Origin of the sequence: Tahibacter caeni (assembly GCF_024609805.1) — a bacterium.
Lineage (GTDB): Bacteria > Pseudomonadota > Gammaproteobacteria > Xanthomonadales > Rhodanobacteraceae > Tahibacter > Tahibacter caeni.
The window spans coordinates 1-1,440 of the sequence record NZ_JANFVR010000609.1 but is presented as its reverse complement, the minus strand read 5'-3'; the positions used below and the strand labels follow the sequence as shown (position 1 = coordinate 1,440).

Annotated in this window: 1 pseudogene; it reads right to left on the bottom strand. The window is 72.4% G+C overall.

What is annotated here, in order from left to right:
• A pseudogene (locus NON22_RS24250) lies at nucleotides 1-1,440 on the bottom strand (hypothetical protein); the annotation flags it as partial.

Here is a 1,440-nt window from a genome sequence, read left to right as displayed (position 1 = left end):
GCTGCGGCGGCCAGGTCGAGCGAGTCGGCCGCGCCGGCGCCGCGTCGCTGCTGCCACGCGTCCCAGCGCGACCAGTCCGGCGCCGTGCCGGCACGCAGGCTCTGCCAGACCGCGTCGAGATCCGCGTCGGCCGGCAGCGCCGCGACCGCGGCGCTCGCGCTGTCGCGCAGATCCTTGCGTTCGCCGCTGAGCCGCCGCGTCTCGTCCACGGGCGGCAGCTCCAGGCCGACGCGCGCGAGGTAGATGCGCGAGGCCTGCTGCACGAGCTTGATCTGCTCCAGCGCCTTGTTCTCGTAGGGCAGCGCCTGCTGCGGCCGGCCGCTGCGCAGCTGCAGCTCGGCCTGCCACATCTGTTCCAGCGCGATCTTCAGGATGCGTTTCGTGTCCGGGTCGAGCAGGGTCGCGGCCTCGGCATGATCGTGAGTGTGGCCGAACTCGGCGAGCACGTTGCCAGCGTCGCCGAAGTGTTTCGGAGCCGCCTCGGCGTGGTCGTGATCATCGCCGGGCGCTTCGGCCTTCTCGCCGCCGGCGTGCGCGTCGTCGTCGTGCGCGTCGTCGTCGTGCGTCTCGCCGGCGGCCGGCGCCGCATGCGCCGCGCCGCGGCCGCTTTCGAATTCCTCGCCGAGGAACTGGCCGTAGCGCAGGCGCAGGATCTTCTGCTCGACGCCGAGCGCGTCGGACTTCGCGACGAAGCGTTCCTCGTCGAGCTTCGGGCGTTCGGCGACCAGCGCCTCGGTGTCGATGATCAGCTGGCGCTGGCTGCGGAAGAACGCCGGCAGCGCCGTGCGCACGAGGCCGTCCATGCCGACGCTGTCGTCGGCCAGCGGCGGCGGCAGGCGCAGGATGTAGCTCGCGCTGCGACTGTGCTGCGGTTCGGGAGCGCGCCGATCGGCAACATTGAATCGGACTATGACTTCGTCGCCGGGCGCGAGCTGCAGCGCATCGAGGTCGATGCGATGGCGATAGCGCTGCTCGCGTGCGTCGCCGGCGCCGCGCAGGCGCACGGTCTCGCGCTTGACGGCGATGTTCTCGCCGCTGCCCTGGGCGCGCACGATCTCGAGCGAGGCCTCGCCGAGGCCGTAGTCGTCGCTGGCCTGGATGTCGAAGTCCCAGTGGTTCTGCGCGGCTTCGCGCAGGCTCAGAGTCTTGTCGGGCGCGTCGACGCGGATCTGCGGCGGCGTGTCGGCGATCACGTCGAGACGATGCCTCGGTTCCTCCTGCAGCGGCAGGTCGGCGTCGATCTCCAGGCGATACAGCGCGGCGTCGTCGAGGCGCGTCTGCCCGCTCCAGCTCTCGCCGTCGCGCGCGAGCTCTACCGTGCGGCCGTCGTGGAAACGCAGCCGTGCGGCGCGCGGCGGCGGCTGCAGCTGCAGCTGCCACTGCAGCTGCGCGCCGGCTGGCACGCGCGCGTCGAGCTCCTCGCTGCGGCTCGCCGGCAGG